General features: G+C 64.7%; 14 protein-coding genes. 5 read left to right on the top strand and 9 right to left on the bottom strand.

Annotated elements, in window-relative coordinates; translation table 11 throughout:
- Positions 1–1686 (bottom strand): replication restart helicase PriA (gene priA, locus ACRCSW_RS05565; RefSeq protein WP_438703289.1); only part of this gene is annotated, 1686 nt, incomplete at its 3' end.
- Between the two features lie 114 nt (positions 1687–1800).
- Here priA and fsa point away from each other — a divergent pair.
- Together fsa and ACRCSW_RS05555 are read left to right on the top strand one after the other, a co-directional pair.
- Complete coding sequence (gene fsa, locus ACRCSW_RS05560) at positions 1801–2454, top strand: fructose-6-phosphate aldolase (protein WP_438703287.1); 654 nt, start codon at positions 1801–1803, stop codon at positions 2452–2454.
- 301 nt (positions 2455–2755) lie between these two features.
- Positions 2756–3520, top strand: a complete 765-nt coding sequence (locus ACRCSW_RS05555; protein WP_438703286.1) for a tetratricopeptide repeat protein — start codon at positions 2756–2758, stop codon at positions 3518–3520.
- Between the two features lie 88 nt (positions 3521–3608).
- On the opposite strand, the gene ACRCSW_RS05550 is transcribed toward ACRCSW_RS05555, so the two are convergent.
- Both ACRCSW_RS05550 and ACRCSW_RS05545 read right to left on the bottom strand, forming a co-directional pair.
- Positions 3609–3962, bottom strand: a complete 354-nt coding sequence (locus ACRCSW_RS05550) for a BrnA antitoxin family protein (RefSeq protein ID WP_438703284.1) — start codon at positions 3960–3962, stop codon at positions 3609–3611.
- A complete protein-coding gene (locus tag ACRCSW_RS05545; RefSeq protein ID WP_438703282.1) occupies positions 3937–4122 on the bottom strand; it encodes a hypothetical protein in 186 nt (61 codons plus the stop codon). The genes ACRCSW_RS05550 and ACRCSW_RS05545 overlap by 26 nt, the downstream gene beginning before the upstream one ends.
- Before the next feature lie 244 nt (positions 4123–4366).
- Between ACRCSW_RS05545 and ACRCSW_RS05540 the strand changes: the two genes are divergently transcribed.
- From ACRCSW_RS05540 to ACRCSW_RS05530, 3 genes are read left to right on the top strand one after another with little or no spacing between them, the layout of a single operon-like run.
- Positions 4367–5065: a DUF484 family protein gene (locus ACRCSW_RS05540; RefSeq protein ID WP_438703281.1), complete on the top strand. Its 699-nt coding sequence runs from the start codon at positions 4367–4369 to the stop codon at positions 5063–5065.
- The gene (locus tag ACRCSW_RS05535) at positions 5053–5991 is read left to right on the top strand and encodes a tyrosine recombinase XerC (RefSeq protein ID WP_438703280.1); all 939 of its coding nucleotides are present in this window, start codon (positions 5053–5055) and stop codon (positions 5989–5991) included. Before ACRCSW_RS05540 ends, ACRCSW_RS05535 begins: the two co-directional genes overlap by 13 nt.
- Positions 5992–6044: 53 nt before the next feature.
- Positions 6045–6749, top strand: coding sequence for a CDP-alcohol phosphatidyltransferase family protein (locus ACRCSW_RS05530; protein WP_438703279.1), 705 nt, complete (start codon positions 6045–6047; stop codon positions 6747–6749).
- Positions 6750–6832: 83 nt separating this feature from the next.
- On the opposite strand, the gene ACRCSW_RS05525 is transcribed toward ACRCSW_RS05530, so the two are convergent.
- The 6 genes from ACRCSW_RS05525 to ileS all read right to left on the bottom strand — a co-directional run.
- Positions 6833–7669, bottom strand: a complete 837-nt coding sequence (locus ACRCSW_RS05525; protein WP_438703278.1) for an EamA family transporter — start codon at positions 7667–7669, stop codon at positions 6833–6835.
- Positions 7670–7774: 105 nt separating this feature from the next.
- Entirely contained in the window at positions 7775–8269 is a 495-nt protein-coding gene (locus ACRCSW_RS05520; protein WP_438703276.1) for an ABZJ_00895 family protein, read from the bottom strand.
- Between the two features lie 166 nt (positions 8270–8435).
- Entirely contained in the window at positions 8436–8918 is a 483-nt protein-coding gene (locus ACRCSW_RS05515) for a hypothetical protein (protein WP_438703274.1), read from the bottom strand.
- A 95-nt stretch (positions 8919–9013) separates the two neighbouring features.
- Complete coding sequence (locus ACRCSW_RS05510) at positions 9014–9457, bottom strand: methylated-DNA--[protein]-cysteine S-methyltransferase (protein WP_438703291.1); 444 nt, start codon at positions 9455–9457, stop codon at positions 9014–9016.
- A gap of 419 nt (positions 9458–9876) precedes the next feature.
- The gene (locus ACRCSW_RS05505; RefSeq protein ID WP_438703272.1) at positions 9877–11403 is read right to left on the bottom strand and encodes an AMP-binding protein; all 1527 of its coding nucleotides are present in this window, start codon (positions 11401–11403) and stop codon (positions 9877–9879) included.
- A 51-nt stretch (positions 11404–11454) separates the two neighbouring features.
- Positions 11455–14078: isoleucine--tRNA ligase (gene ileS / locus ACRCSW_RS05500; protein WP_438703270.1), on the bottom strand; the 2624-nt coding region annotated here is incomplete at its 5' end.

The raw sequence follows: 14078 nt of genomic DNA, 5'->3' as shown, positions 1-14078 counted from the left end.
CAGGTCCGCGTCGATCACCCCCACCAGCGTCAGCAGCGGAAAGTTGTGCCCCTTGGCCACGATCTGCGTCCCGATAATGATGTCAGCGCCCCCGGAAGCAATCCCCGCAATCGCCTCCTTCAACGCCCGTGCCGAACCGAACAGGTCCGACGACAGCACGACAACGCGAGCCGAAGGAAACCGCGCCGCCACCTCCTCGGCCAGCCGCTCCACCCCCGGCCCGACCGCCGCCATCCGCCCCTCGACCCCGCACGAGGGACAAGCCAAAGGTACCGGCTTCGTCGCCCCGCACTGGTGGCAGACGAGCCGCTTCTGGAACCGGTGCTCCACCATCCGCGCGTCGCACTGGTCGCAGCCGACCTGATGCCCACACGCCCGACACAAGGTCACCGGAGCAAACCCCCGCCGGTTCAGGAACAGCAGCGCCTGCTCCCCCCGCGCCACCACCGCCTCCACCTTCGCGGCCAAAGTCGGCGAGATCCAGCGGTCCGACGGCAACCGCTCCGCCCGCATGTCGATCGCCCCCATCTCCGGCAATTCCGCCGCCCCGAAGCGCGACCCCAACTCCAGCCGCCGGTACTTCCCCGCCTCCACATTCGCCCAGCTTTCCAGCGAGGGCGTCGCCGAGGCCAAGACCACCGGGCACCCCGCGACCGAGGCACGCAGCACCGCCATGTCGCGCGCATGGTACAGAACCCCATCCCCCTGCTTGTAGGAACTGTCATGCTCCTCATCGACCACGATCAGCCCCAGGTCCTGGAACGGCAGGAACAGCGCCGACCGCGCGCCCACCACCAGCCCCGCCTCCCCCTCCGAGACCATCCGCCACAACCGCCGCCGCTCGGTCATCGTGACCCCGGAGTGCCACTCCGCCGGCCGCGCCCCGAACCGAGCCTCCACGCGCGTCAGAAACTCCGCCGTCAAAGCAATCTCCGGCAGCAGCACCAACGCCTGCCGACCGCTACGCAGACACTCCGCCACCGCCTCCAGATAGACCTCCGTCTTCCCCGACCCCGTCACCCCCTTCAACAAGGTCGCCGAATACCCCCCCATCGCCACCGCCGCGACCAGCGCATCCCCCGCCGCCACCTGATCCCCCTCCAGCCGCACCGCCAGCCCGGGCGAAAGCCGAGGATACGGAGTATCCCGCGGCGCCTCCTCCTCCGCCACCACCCCCAGCTTCACCAGCCCCTTCACGACCGACGCCCCGCACCCCGCCGCCTCCACCAGCTCGCCCAACGTCACCGGCGCCAGACCAAACTCCCGCAACGCCTCGATCACCCGGTGCCGCGCATCCGTCAAAGCGTTCGGCACCGGCCCCGCCAGCCGGTACACCCGCCGCGTGGACGGGGGCTCCCCCAACCCCGGAGTCCGCGTCGCCAGCCGCAGCATCGCGGCCAAAGGAGTCAGCGTGTAATCCGCCCCCCGCGCCAGAAATACCCGCAGCTCCTCCCGCATCGGCCGCGCCTCCAGCACCCGGCCCACCGGCCGGATCTTGGAAGGATCGAACGTCCCCTCCCCCGGCCCCCAGACCACCCCCAGCACCCGGCGCGGCCCCAACGGCACCTCGACGAAATCCCCGTCCCCGCACCCCCCCTCCGGCGCGCGATAGTCGAGGACCCGCCCCAAAGGCTCGGTCGTCAGCACCCCGACCAGATCGCCCGCCTGATAGACCCGATCCGCCAACCCGCCACCTTTCGCTCTGAAGCCGTTTGGGGTAAACCCGCCCCCAAGAGCATACAACCCCCGAGTTGCGCCCCCCGCAACCCGACGCCCCGTATTACTGCAGGAGAGGCCCCCATGAAATTCTTCATCGACAGCGCCGACGTGGACGCCATCCGTGAGCTTCACGACCTCGGCATGGTCGACGGCGTCACCACCAACCCTTCGCTGATCCTGAAATCCGGCCGCGATATCCTTGAGGTCACCAAGGAGATCTGCTCCTTCGTCAAAGGCCCCGTCTCCGCCGAAGTCGTCGCCCTCACCGCCCCCGAGATGATCGCCGAGGGCCGCAAACTCGCCGCCATCGCCCCGAACATCGCGGTCAAGGTGCCGCTGACCTGGGACGGCCTCAAGACCTGCAAGACCCTGACGGCCGAGGGCTTCATGGTCAACGTCACCCTCTGCTTCTCCGCCAACCAGGCGCTCATCGCCGCCAAAGCCGGAGCGACCTTCATCTCGCCGTTCATCGGCCGGCTCGACGACATCAACCTCGACGGCCTCGACCTCATCGGCGACATCCGCACGATCTATGACAACTACGACTACAAAACCCAGATCCTCGCCGCCTCGATCCGCAGCGCGAACCACGTCAAGGACTGCGCCCTGATCGGAGCCGACGTCGTCACCGCCCCCCCGAACGTGATCAAGGCGCTGGCGAGCCACGTCCTGACCGACAAGGGCCTGGAGCAGTTCCTGAAAGACTGGGCCAAGACCGGCCAGAAGATCCTCTGACCCGAACACCCCGCCGACGTAAGTCGGGGGTTCGCCCCGACTCACTTGGCACGCAGAAACCGTTTCGCAGGGTGTGCTAAAGCGCACCGTCGAACAGAGCGGAAAGCGCTGTCGCGCGCACCTGCCTCGCCTTACGTGCTTGTCGCAGCAAAGGTCATCCGCTAGCCTCAAATACGCGTGGCGGAACAGCCCATGCCAGAAAATGCGGGCACAGAGGACATCTCAAAGGAACGCTCGGGAAGGAAGGTTTGCGTTGCTCTTTAGAAGTTTCGTAACCGCGCTCATTTTGTGGGCTATCCCCATGACAAGCCTGGCACAAGACCACGAAAGCGCATCGAAAGCCTACGCAGCGACTGACTATCAAACTGCCTTCACCATATGGCAGCTCCTGGCAAAGCAGGGACAGGCCGATGCCCAGTACTGGCTCGGCGTCATGTACTATCACGGCCTCTGGCCGGAGGCGGACGAGTTAGAGGCTGCTCGCTGGTTCAGGATGGCCGCAGAGCAAGGACACGCCCAAGCGCAGCACGAACTTGCCTACGCTTATCACTATGGAATGGGCGCTACGAAGGACGAGACCGAGGCCATGCGATGGTATCGGATGGCAGCAGAGCAGGGACACACAGAAGCCCAGTACGAACTTGCAAGGATGTATCACCTAGCTAAAGGTGCAGCGCAGGACTACGCCGAGGCTTTGCGATGGTACCGGAGCGCCGCAGAACAGGGACACGCCAGCGCCCAGTTTTCCTACGGCAAGATGTATGCGATGGGTTTGGGCGTAGAGCAGGACTACGTCGAGGCCGTGCGATGGATCAGGATGGCCGCGAAGCAGGGGCATACAAACTCCCACTATGCTCTCGGTCAGGCGTATGCCGCCGGCTATGGCGTGACCCAGGACAGTATACTGGCGTACATGTGGCTTAGCGTCGCCGCCGACGCCGACACCATCAGTGGGGTCGTAGAGGAGCGGGATCGTGTCGCAAGAAAGATGACCGCCGACGCCGTAGCGGAAGCCAAGCGCCGTGCGCAGCAGTGCTTGGAGTCAAACTTCCAGAGCTGCGACTGATTGGATTTGGACTTGCTCAGTCGCGACTCCTAGGGTGCGCGATTTCACGCAACATCACCAGCGTCCACACCCTTACGCTCGCCCCCTCTCACCTTACCAACGGCACCTCATCCTCCCCCACCCGCCCCCCGTCCGCCGCACGCCGCCGCTGATACACCTGCTGCATGAACGCCGCCTCTGGCTGTTCCACCTCCAGCCCCTCGTCCTCCCACTCTCCCCCGGCAACCCCCGAGAACTCCCCGAACGCAGGCTTCGGCTCGCCGTACCCATACTCGTCCCGCCGGCGGTGATAGTTCAGCGTCTCCGCCCCTCGGATCACCCCCGCCAGCCGCGCGTCCATGTAGCTCCGCAGCACCTCATTGATCCGCAGCCGATAGCCCCTCCCCATCGACCTGAAGAACTTCGCCACATCCGCATCAAGCGCGACGTTGACCTCCACCACCCCCCGGGCCCTTGCGCACGGCGATCTCATACCATTCGGCCGGAATGCGCCCCGTCCGCTCGATGGCGCTGTGGAAGTCCTCTTCCAGACGCCGCATGACGTCCATCATGTAGGTCATCTGTGCCCGCTGCCGGCGCGTCTGTTTCCGAAGGTCAGGCATGGGGCTGGCTCCTTTGCGGCCCCCACTGTCCGCCAAATCCGTTAACGCCGCCGATGGCCTCCGCGCGCCGAGACGAAACCAAGACGAAACCAAGATCGCCAACCTCGTCGGAAGGTTCCGGAGGGCAGCAACTGTTGCATCCCTGCCCAGTCCCAACCGGCGCGGCCAAGAAACCTGTCGCCAACCACTTCAGCATTCGCCTATAGTGCACGGAAATCATGCCCAAAACCCGTTGGCGAGCCAAATGATCGAACCCGACCTGCGCGACCGGATCCTTGCTGAACCAGAACGGCTTCTCGAGGATCGGGACGTGATGAATGCCCTAGTCGCCGCGAACGAGCGCAACATGGGCGACAACATCATCGACCTCCGCGGCATCGCCATGCAGCGCCTGGAAACCCGCCTCGACCGCCTGGAAGACACCCACCGGTCCGTCATCGCCGCGGCGTATGAAAACCTTGCGGGGACCAATCAGGTTCACCGCGCGATCCTGCAACTCCTTGATTCCACGAACTTCGAAGCCTTCATGAAGGCGCTTACCGAGGATGTCGCGCAGACGCTTCGGGTGGATTTCGTCCGCCTGGTTCTCGAGACGGTGCAGGAGGACGGCATCAGCGACCCCACCGTCCGCCGCCTCGGCGAGGTGCTGCAGATCACCCAGCGCGGCTTTGTCGGCAACTACCTGACCAACGGCCGCAACGGCCCCGGCCGCCCCGTCGTGCTGCGGTCCGTCACCGCACTTGCCGCCACGATCTACGGCCCGCGGGTCGATGAAATCCGCTCGGAAGCGCTGATGAAGCTTGACCTAGGGCCGGGCCGTTTGCCCGGCATGCTGGTCTTCGGCGCGGAGGACCCCAACCAGTTCAAGACGACGCAAGGCACTGACCTTCTGGCCTTTTTTGCCGGTATCTTCGAACGCGCGATGCGCCGGTGGCTCGGCTGACCGCCGATCCGTTCCTTGCACCCGCTCTGGGCGCAGCCCTGTCGCAGTGGCTTGCCCAGCTTGCGGCCCTGGAGGGAGCGGCGGCCAAGACGATCGAGGCCTACCGCCGCGATGTCGCCCGTTATCTGAAATTCCTGTCCAATCATCGCGGTGGCGCGGAAGGCATCGCCAAGGTCGCCAACATCAACCAGTCCGACCTCCGCGCCTGGATGGCCGAGGAACGCGGACGCGGCCTCTCCGCCCGCTCGCTCGCCCGCGCGCTTTCGGCCGTGAAAAGCTTCACCGCCTGGGCCGCCGACCGGACCGGCACCGATGCAACCACCGTCCTTTCCGCCCGCGGCCCGAAGTTCCGCCGGAAACTCCCCCGCCCCCTTCCCGAAGACAGCGCCGCCACGATCCTGACCGAGATCGGCGAAGACGCCCGCGAAGACTGGATCGCCGCCCGCGACACCGCCATTGCCACCCTCCTTTACGGTCTCGGCCTCCGCATCTCCGAGGCGCTGTCGCTCACCGGCACCGACCATCCGCTGCCCGGCACTCTCCGCATTACCGGCAAAGGCGGCAAGACCCGGCTCGTCCCGGTGATCCCCGCCGCGGCCCAGGCGGTTCAGGCCTACGCACAGCTTTGCCCCTACGATCTGACCCCCGACGCACCCCTTTTCCGCGGCGCGCGCGGCGGTCCGGTCAATCCCCGCCTGATCCAGGGCGCCATGGAACGCGCCCGCCTGCGCCTTGGCCTGCCCGCCACGGCAACGCCCCACGCGCTGCGCCACAGCTTCGCCACGCACCTTCTGTCAGCGGGGGGCGATCTCCGGGCCATCCAGGAACTTCTGGGCCACGCCTCGCTTTCCACCACGCAGGCCTATACCGCCGTCGATGCCGCCCGGTTGATGGAGGTCTACGAAAAAGCCCACCCGCGCGCCTGACTTGACGCACCCTGACTGTTGCGAATGACCCCAATATCCGCCATCAAAAGCCGATGACCCCGCGCCTGCAAGCTCTTGCCGTTCATCTTCTCACCGCCTCGGGCGCGGTGCTGGCGATGTTTGCCATGCTGGCGGCGGTGAAAACGGAATGGAGCCTGATGTTCCTCTGGCTGGTCGTGGCCTTGATCGTTGATGGGATCGACGGGCCACTCGCGCGGAAGTACGAGGTCCACAAGAACTGGCCCACCTATGACGGCGTCCTGATGGACCTGATCGTCGACTACCTGACCTATGTCTTCATCCCGGCCTTCGCGCTGTTCCAGTCCGGCCTTCTGCCCGGCTGGACCGGGTGGCTTGCTATCATCGTCATCTGCTTCGGCTCGGTCATCTATTTCGCCGACACCAGGATGAAGACCAAGGACAACAGTTTCGCAGGCTTCCCGGCCTGCTGGAACATGGTGGTCCTGGTGCTCTTTGCCACGAAGCCGGGCGAGATGGTGATCCTTCTGGTCGTTGTCCTTCTGACGATCACCATGTTCACCAACCTGAAGTTCATCCACCCGGTCCGTACGAACCGCTGGCACCAGATTTCGCTGGCGGTCACCGTCGCCTGGATCGTGCTTGCCGCCTGGGCTGCCTGGTGGGGTTTTGAGGAAGGCCCCATCGCGAAATGGCTTCTGGTGCTGACGTCGCTTTACCTTTGCCTTGCCGGCATCGCGCAGCAGATCATCCCTGAGGGCATCCGCCGGGTGCGCTGAGACAAACGCTCCTCGTTCGCCTTCGGCTCCTCCTCGCCGGTCGGCCCGCGAGGAGGAGCCGAAGGCGAACGAGGAGCATTCCCTTACAGCCGCGTCAGCATCACCCCGGCCACGATCACCGTTGCGGCCAACGCCTTGCCCGGCGTCATCTTCTCACCGAAGACCAGCCAGCCGATCAGCACGGCAAAGAGGATCGACGTCTCCCGCAGCGCCGCGACCAGGGCAATCGGCGCCACGGTCATCGCCCAGACGGCTATGGCGTAGCCCGCGCAAGACAGCGCCCCGGCAAGGGTGCCCATGGCCCATGCCTTGGGCGGCGCGCGAAAGAGGACCGTCCCCTTCTGCGCGACCGCCGCGGGGATGTAGAACACCGCCGCGATCATCATCAGCCAGCCGACATAGAGCACCGCGTCCCCCGCCGCCCGCGCGCCCATGCCGTCGGTGATCGAATATCCCGCCGTCGCCGCCGCCGCGCCCAGGGCAAAGGGCAGCATCTTGCGCGACTCCCCCCCGGTAAAGACGCCCCGCACCATCATGAGGATCCCGAAACCCAGGACGACAACGCCGGCCACTTCCATATCGGTCAGGACATCGGCCAGGAAGATCGAGCTTACGATCAGCACGATCATCGGCGCAGTCCCCCGCGAGATGGGATAGACGCGGCTGAGGTCGCCATGTTCGTAAGCGTAGCCAAGGTTCAGCTGGTAGCACATGTGAATCACCCCGGAGGCGACAAGCCATGGCCAGGCGGCATCGGCGGGCACGCCTTTCCAGAAGGCGATGCAGGCGCCGCTCAACGCCTGACTGACCCCCAAAATCAGCATCGCCGATTGCTTCGAGGCCCCGGTCTTGATCAGCGCATTCCAGAGCGCGTGAATGAAAGCCGCGGCAAGGACGGCAAGAAAGACGCCAGCGGTCAAAGCGCACCCGTCATGAAACTGTCACACGCAGGCGTAAGCCCCCGGCCTGCGGCACGCAAGCCGGGGAATAGGTGCGGACCTTAAGGTCGACAGGCTCAGCCGCGCTTACTTGCCCTTGGCCGCAAGTCTCTCGGCCTGTTTGATCTGATTGCGCGCGCCGAAGCCAACGCCGAAGAAGAAGATCAGAAAGTTCACCACCACTCCGAAGAGCGCCACCCACGGAAAGATCTGCCTGATCTCGGCTTCGGGCACCAGCTCTCCGACAAACATGCCGATCGAGTTCTGCAGCGTGAACGGCAGGCCGAAATAGGTAAGGGTCCCCCACGCCATGGCGACAACAAGAAGCACCGCAAGTATGGTGGCGAAGGCAGCAAACGTCGCCTTCTCTCCGGCGGTCATGCGGCGACCGGTCGCCTGACCGGCTGGTGCACCGGCAGCCATTGCTGCGACCGCCGCAATAATGATCCCGACCGACGCCGGCATATTCAGATCGGGGAAGAAATACACGACTGCAGCAATAAGCAGGTTGCCGAAGACAAGTGTTGCCAGGAAGATGGCCAGCATCTTTCCCATGGGTATGCGATTGGTCGTTCCGGTCATTTGTTGTCCCTCGGTTATGTTAGCATTGCTGAACATCTCGCCTCCGAATGCGGACGAAGACAAGTAAGGATTGTCAGATCAGCAGCGCTTTGATCTTCACCCAGCCGGACGCCAAATCCCCCAAGACTGAGGTCTTCTAGAAAAAGGGGGCAGACAACTTGCCCCATCACTCTGGAACATCGCCAGACAGGCGGCGTGACACCAGAAAGCCTTGCATCCTGACTTCGGCCCTTGCTCCCCAACCGACAGCGATCAAAATGAGAAATACGGAAAGGACGAAATCCAGAGCCATGAGCCAAAGCAGCGGGTCTGACCTTGCGCCGGGCGAGTCCGGGTCAAGGCTCCAGTTTCTGAGAAGCGTTTCGACCGGGTTGGGCTCGCCAGTGTAGGCAAGAAGCATCAAGAAAAACAGGCTCCCGATCAGACGGCTCACCAACACAGCTCCCAACGCAAACTTGGCCTTTTCAGCCAATAGCAGCCTTCGGCGGGTACGACGCGCTGCCAGTTTCCCCACTGCCGCCGCCGAACTGAGTTCGACCAGCTCGTAGGCGAGGAGGTCTGCCCGGTTACCCGACAGTGCGCCGACAAACACAAGCAGCAGGGCAAAGCCGAAGCTGAAAACGCAAAAGCCCAGAACCATCCAGGCCAACGGCGCGCGGTCCGCTTCTGTGTGCATTGGTTCAGTCTTTCTGGCGTCACTGCCTCACATCCTTGCCCGCCGATCAGCTGCGCGCAAGAGCGCGGTCAGATCAGCAGCGCCCCCTCATGCCGCAGGAGCGCCGCCTTCGTCTCCACCCCTCCGGGCGCCGAGAAGCCGCCGAACCAGTCGGTCCCCGTCACCCGGTGGCAGGGGATCAGGATCGGCAACCGGTTCGCTCCACAGGCCTGACCCACCGCCTGAGGGGCCGCGCCGACCACCTTGGCGATCTGGCCATAGGTCCGTGTCTCGCCGAAGGGGATATCCGCCATCGCCCGGCGCACGGCGGCGTTCAGCCCCGTCCCCCAGTCAAACGGCAGATCGAACCGGGTCAGCTTGCGGTCGAAGTAGGCTTGCAGCTGCCGCAAACCCTCGGCCAGAAGCGGGCTTTCAGCCGGTTCCGCCGCCGCCCGCCAGTTCAGCGCCACCAGCCGCCCGTCCTCTTCAACCAGGCTCACCCATCCGAACGGCCCTTCTATCCCTGCGCTCATCATCTGCCTGCCCCTCCGGCCCGCCATGTTACAGGACCACCCCTCGCGCCAGTCGCTCACCAGCCGGTCGAGTGAGAGTTCCGAATGGTCCCGGCTCCATGCCGACCAGAAACAAACCGCCACCGGGATAGGGCGGCGCAGATGCCGGGCATGGGTGACAGAGATTGCCCAGACCGTAGGATCGATGCACAGAACCTCACTTCCAGTACATAAGCCCTGTCATATGTCACCCCAAGATCGATCTCGGCATTGCCCGCGCCGAGCTTCAGGCCATGCACCTTGGCCTGACCCTGGACGAAGCCCGCGCGAAGGCCCAGCGTTTCCCTACTGTGCACCCCTCACCTCCCTGCGGCGGTTCAGGCCTGACTCTTCACGGGGGGTCTGACCCACCCTCGGCGAAGCCTTTCCCCCGGCGCGGTCTACCCCGCATCCGGCAGCAGGCGCCGCAGGATCTTGCCTGAGGCCGATTTCGGGATCGCCTCCAGAAAGGTAATCGTCCGCGGCAGCTTGTAGGGGGCCAGACAGGCCGCCAGATGCGCGCGGATGGCGGCTTCCTCGGCCCCTTCGGCGGGCACGACGAAGGCAATCGGCACCTCGCCCGCCTCGTCGTCAGGCACACCCTTGACGGCCGCGTCCTTCACCATGGGCGAGGTCAGCAAGGCCGCCTCCACCTCGGCCGGAGCCACCTGGAAGCCCTTGACCTTGATCAGCTCCTTCAGGCGGTCGCGGATGAAGACGTAGCCATCTGCATCCACCTCGGCCAGGTCCCCGGTCTTCAGCCAACCGTCTTCGGTCAAGGTCGCGGCCGTCGCTTCAGGCCGGTTGTGGTAGCCCGCCATCACCTGCGGCCCCCGCACCCAAAGCTCACCCGCCTCGCCCGGTCCGGCATCCCGCCCGTCCACCACGATCCGGCATTCCGTCGACGGCATCGTAACCCCGACCGACCCCTGACGCGCCTGACCCCTTGGCGTTGCGTGGCTGACCGGGCTCATCTCGGTCATCCCGTAGCCCTGCACAGACAGACACCCGATCCGCGCGGCCACCGCGTCCCCGATCTCGCCACCCAGAGGGGCCGCGCCCGAAAAGAAGCGCTCTACCCCCGACAGATCGAAGTTCGCGACCATCGGGTGCTTGGCCAGCGCCACAGCAACCGGCGGCGCACAGAAGAGCGTCGGCGTGCGGTGCTTGGCCGCCAGCGTCAGGAACAGCTCCAGATCGAAGCGCGGCATCGTCACCACTCCCGCCCCGGCCGCAAGGTGCATGTTCATCAGCACCGTCTGGCCGTAGATGTGGAAGAACGGCAGGAACCCCACCGACCACTCGCCCGGATTGCAGCCGATGACGACCAGCGACTGATCCACATTCGCAACCAGGTTCCGGTGCGTCAGCCGCACGCCCTTGGGCAGGCCCGTCGTCCCCGACGAATAGGGCAGCACCGCAACATCTTTTGCCGCGTCGATCGGGACCTGCGCTGCCAACGGATCGCCCATCAAGGACGCAAGCGGCAACACACCCTCCGCCTCACCGATCAGCACAATCTCCATCTCGGGGGCCGCCGCCCGCGCCGTCGCCAGAAACGCCGGGATCGTGATCAGAAGCGAAGCACCCGAATCCGCCAGCTCATGCGCGACCTCCGGGGCCGTATAGGTCGGGTTGATCGTCGTAACCGTGGCCCCGGCATAGGCGATGCCATGGAAGACCACCGCGTACTCAGGCGAGTTCGGCGCCATCAGCGCGACAACCGTCCCCTTGCCGATCCCCCGCGCGCGAAGACCCCCGGCCAGCCGCCGGATACCGTCAGCCAGCGCACCCGCCGTCATCTCGGCCCCCGAGGGCCCGTCGATCAGGACCACGCGGTCCGGATCGCCCTTGAGGCCGCGGAAAATGCGCTCGGTGATACTCTCGCCGGTCAGGGTGACCGGCGGATACGGGCTTTGATAGATCATGGTCGTCCTCCCCTTATGAAAGGACGATACCACGGTCCGCCCGGAAAAGTTTCAGCCGAGTGCAGCGTCACACCGCGCACAGGTGCCGGGGTGCTTGTGGCTGCCCACGTCCGGCAGCACCTTCCAGCAGCGCTGGCATTTGTCACCCGGCGCCAGCTCGAACACCACGCCCACGCCCGGTACTTCGGGCAGACGGAACGCCTCGGCCGGGGCCGGATCGGCCGTCAGGCTGATGCCGCTGGTTATGCAAAGATCGGCGAAATCGACCGATTTCAGCGCCTTCAGCGCCTCCGCGCTCTCGACATGCACCACCGGCGCCGCCTCAAGGCTCGCCCCGATCACCTTCGCCGTCCGCTGCACCTCCAGCGCCCCGGTCACCGCCCGCCGCGCCTCGCGGATCATCTGCCACTTCGCCGCCAGCGCCTCATCCCGCCACGCCTTGGGCGTCTCCGGCATGTCTATGAGATGCACCGAGGACTTCTCGCCGGGAAACCGCTCCAGCCAGACCTCCTCCATCGTGAAGACGAGGATCGGGGCCAGCCAGGTCGTGAGGCGATGGAACAGGATGTCCAAGACCGTCCGCGCCGACCGCCGGGTCAGGCTGGTCGTCGCATCGCAGTAAAGGCTGTCCTTGCGGATATCGAAATAGACCGACGACAGGTCCGTCGTGGCAAAAGCGAACAGCTTCTGGAACACGCCCTGGAAGTCATACTTCGCATAGCCGGCGCGGACCTCCGCATCCAGCTCCGCCAGCCGGTGCAGCACCCAGCGCTCCAGCTCCGGCATATCCTTCGGGTCGACCCTCTCGGCGTCGGAGAACCCAGCAAGGTTGCCCAACAGAAACCGCATCGTGTTGCGCAGCCGCCGATAGCTGTCGGCCACCCCTTTCAGGATTTCCTTCCCGATGCGAAGGTCGACCGTATAGTCCGACTGCGCCACCCAAAGCCGCAGGATATCCGCCCCGTACTCGCCGATCACCTCTTGCGGCGCGGTGGTGTTGCCAAGCGATTTGGACATCTTCATGCCCTTCTCGTCCAGCGTGAACCCATGCGTCAGCACGCCCCGATAAGGCGCCCGCCCCTTGGTCCCGCAAGCCTGCAGCATACTGGAATGGAACCAGCCGCGATGCTGGTCGGTGCCTTCAAGGTAGAGGTCGGCGATCCCGTCCGCCGTCCCGTCCTCCCGGTCGCGCAGAACGAAGGCGTGGGTGGAGCCAGAGTCGAACCAGACGTCCAGCACATCCTCGATCTTTACATAATCCGACGGATTCACGATGCCTTCCAGCACCCTTTCCTTGAATCCTTCCACAAACCAAACATCCGCGCTTTCCTCCTCGAAGGCTGCGACGATGCGGGCATTGACCTCGGCGTTGCGGAGAAGGAAGTCCGGATCGGTCGGCTTCGCCCCTTTCTTCACGAAACAGGTCAGCGGCACGCCCCAGGCGCGCTGGCGGGACAGCACCCAATCCGGCCGCGCCTCGATCATCGAATGGAGGCGATTGCGCCCCGTCACCGGCGTCCATTCCACCAGCTGATTGATCGAGTTCAACGCCCGCTTCCGGATCGTGTCGCCGTAGGTGGTCATGCCGTCGTTGAGCGACTTGTCGATGGCCACAAACCACTGCGGCGTGTTGCGATAGATCACCGGAGCCTTCGACCGCCAGGAATGCGGATAGGAATGCTTGAGCTTACCCTTGGCAAACAGCGCCCCCGCATAGGCCAGCTGCTTGATGACCGAGACGTTAGCCGGCCCCTCCTTGCCATCCGGCAGAATGATGTGCTGTCCCCCGAAAAGCGGCAGGTCGGGGCGGTAAGAGCCGTCGGGTTCGACGTTGTAGGTCATCTGAAGCCCGTGCTTCAGGCCCAACTGATAGTCGTCATCGCCGTGGCTGGGGGCGGTGTGGACGAAGCCCGTGCCAGCGTCGTCGGTGACGTGATCGCCGGGAAGCATTGGGACGTCGTAGTCCCATTCGCCATTGCCGCCTTCGACGCCCCGGAAGGGGTGGGCGAGGGTCAAGCTTGCAAGTTCGGTCTCGCTAACCTCGCGGACAAAGTCGAACGCCTCAACGCGTGCCTGAAGAAAAACCTCCGGCGCACGCTCTCGAGCCATGAGCACGATTTGGCCAACTTCTACTTGGGAGTTCTCGGCAACCTCTGTTACTCGGTAAAGCGCGTAGGAGATCGTAGGATTGTAGGCTACAGCCCTATTCTGCGGGATGGTCCAAGGCGTTGTCGTCCAGATGAGCACTCGTGCATCACGGAAAGTCGCCAAGAGAGCTGCCCGATCAGATGCAGCTTCAGCAGCATCACTTCCGGGCGTAACCGAAACCGCAAAAAACTGGTTTACCTTAAACGCCACCCAAACCTGATGGCTGGTGTGGTCGTGATACTCCACCTCCGCCTCGGCCAGCGCGGTCTTCTCGACCGGCGACCACATCACGGGCTTCGACCCCTGATACAGACTCCCGTTCATCACGAACTTCATGAACTCCGCCGCGATCACGGCCTCGGCGTGGTAGTTCATCGTGAGGTACGGATCGTCCCACTTCCCCGTCACCCCCAGCCGCTTGAACTCCTCGCGCTGGATGTCGATCCAACCGGCGGCAAAGGCTCGGCATTCGCGGCGGAAGTCCACCACGTCGACGTCATCCTTGTTCAGCCCCTTGGCGCGGTACT

Source organism: Tabrizicola sp., assembly GCF_051645465.1.
Lineage (GTDB): Bacteria > Pseudomonadota > Alphaproteobacteria > Rhodobacterales > Rhodobacteraceae > Tabrizicola.
Note: the sequence above shows the minus strand (reverse complement) of the source record. Positions and strands in the feature narration are given on the sequence as shown.

What these genes read in the sequence shown, in the direction of transcription:
- ACRCSW_RS05545 (WP_438703282.1), bottom strand. Translation starts at nt 4,122, where the DNA reads ATGCCTGACCTTCGGAAACAGACGCGCCGGCAGCGGGCACAGATGACC.
- ACRCSW_RS05555 (WP_438703286.1), top strand. Translation starts at nt 2,756, where the DNA reads ATGACAAGCCTGGCACAAGACCACGAAAGCGCATCGAAAGCCTACGCA.
- ACRCSW_RS05540 (WP_438703281.1), top strand. Translation starts at nt 4,367, where the DNA reads ATGATCGAACCCGACCTGCGCGACCGGATCCTTGCTGAACCAGAACGG.
- ACRCSW_RS05520 (WP_438703276.1), bottom strand. Translation starts at nt 8,269, where the DNA reads ATGACCGGAACGACCAATCGCATACCCATGGGAAAGATGCTGGCCATC.
- ACRCSW_RS05530 (WP_438703279.1), top strand. Translation starts at nt 6,045, where the DNA reads ATGACCCCGCGCCTGCAAGCTCTTGCCGTTCATCTTCTCACCGCCTCG.
- ACRCSW_RS05510 (WP_438703291.1), bottom strand. Translation starts at nt 9,457, where the DNA reads ATGAGCGCAGGGATAGAAGGGCCGTTCGGATGGGTGAGCCTGGTTGAA.
- fsa (WP_438703287.1), top strand. Translation starts at nt 1,801, where the DNA reads ATGAAATTCTTCATCGACAGCGCCGACGTGGACGCCATCCGTGAGCTT.
- ACRCSW_RS05505 (WP_438703272.1), bottom strand. Translation starts at nt 11,403, where the DNA reads ATGATCTATCAAAGCCCGTATCCGCCGGTCACCCTGACCGGCGAGAGT.